The following is a 1,490-nucleotide window of genomic DNA, read 5'->3' as shown; positions in this document are numbered from 1 at the left end:
CATGCGGTTATACACAACTGTCCCCATCGTCGACGGATCGTAACCCTCGCAAAGTCTTCGCAGCGACATGAACTTCTTTCAGGCCAAGCCAAATCGTCTTCACGCCGGGCTCGCCATCGCTCTTGCGGCCGAGGAAGCCGCCAAGGCGTGCAATCAGGCGAAGCACCTCATTCAGCGTGGGCTTGGCAGGCTGTTTGACACGGGTCAGCAGGTAGGCGCCGCGTATTTCATCCGGGTCGAAGAACAAGTCGGCGTCCAGATCCGGGCAAGTGCGTCCGAGTCGCATCAGATGCGCTATGCGCCAAGCGACCACCATGAACAGTGCCAAAGCGCGCTCAAGGCGCTCTATCGCCGACAACTGGAGCGCTTCAACGCGACAGGCGTTCTTCAGGATGTTGAACAGCGTCTCTATCTCCCAGCGCGCGCGGTACCAGTCAATAAGCTCAACCGCATCGTCCAGGCTGGCTGCGCTGCGATTTGTCAGGAGGCGCCACTCGATTGGCTTGACGCCGGCAGGCGCATCAAACTCACATGCAACGATGCTCGTCGCCGCGACCGTCTTGCCCTTACCTGCTGGCAGATCAACCCGTTGCACCCAGAGTTGCTGACGCACGGTGCGGGCCTTGATGCCATGGCGCGACCCCATCGTGAAAGCGATCTCGCCAATGGGCTTGCCGCTGATGGTGCGCTGCCAGAGCTTCTCACCATCCGGCAGGCAGCGATTGTGGGTCGCACGTATGAGCCAGTCAGCAGGCGTACCGAGTTCTTGGGCATGCAGCATCAATGCCATCAAGTCGGCTTCGCGGTCGGCAACGTAGACCAAGCGCGTGCTGGGCAGCTCCAGGGCCATTTCAGCAATGCGCTCGTAACCTTCAATCCAACGCAAGCTTTCCTTTGGCCCGCCGCGTTTGCCGAATTTATCCCGCTTCTCGCGCGCCCACATCCATGCGTCCAGCACACCAAGCGGTTCGCGTTGCGGCGTGACGGCGTAGGTCGGATGGAGATACATACCCCGCTGCGCCTCATAGCTCAGCGGCCCCAGACCGATCGCCCCTTGACCGTTAAAATCAAGTTCCGTTGTATCCTGAAGGCACAGCACGACTGGCTCAGCCCCCATTCTCTGCTGGGTCTGCTGCCAGTGCGGCGCCAGAATATCGCGCCAGTCAACGCTGTCGTTGCCAAAGAAGCGATACGCTCCCATGGTCTCGCTCCAGCCGTGGCACGCCTTCGGTACGCTGGCCATCGGATCGGCCGCAAATCGCTCCATCAACATTCTCGCTCGCCTGTCGAGACGCGCATCACCGAGATCCAGGTGGGCAAACTCAGTCGCTGCCCAGTGTGTCGATTCAATCGTCAACGCGTCACCCAAAATGCGACAGTAAACGCGAGACTCAGGGAGTTTACAAGTACCGCTTCAAGTCGTTGAAAGTAAACGCCTTTCCTGGGCGCTCTGGTCGCTTGGGAAGGTCAAAGATGTGTAAAACCGCATG

At 59.5% G+C, this 1,490-nt stretch carries 1 protein-coding gene; it reads right to left on the bottom strand.

What is annotated here, in order from left to right; translation table 11 throughout:
- Nucleotides 1-7 precede the first annotated feature (7 nt).
- Nucleotides 8-1,357 carry an IS4 family transposase gene (locus AC3WQZ_RS35625; RefSeq protein WP_454749772.1) on the bottom strand — a complete coding sequence of 450 codons (1,350 nt, stop codon included), beginning with the start codon at nucleotides 1,355-1,357 and terminating at the stop codon, nucleotides 8-10.
- Between the last annotated feature and the right edge of the window lie 133 nt (nucleotides 1,358-1,490).

Source organism: Cupriavidus sp. FW305-26 (assembly GCF_058787975.1).
This window is presented reverse-complemented; position numbering and strand designations above follow the sequence as displayed.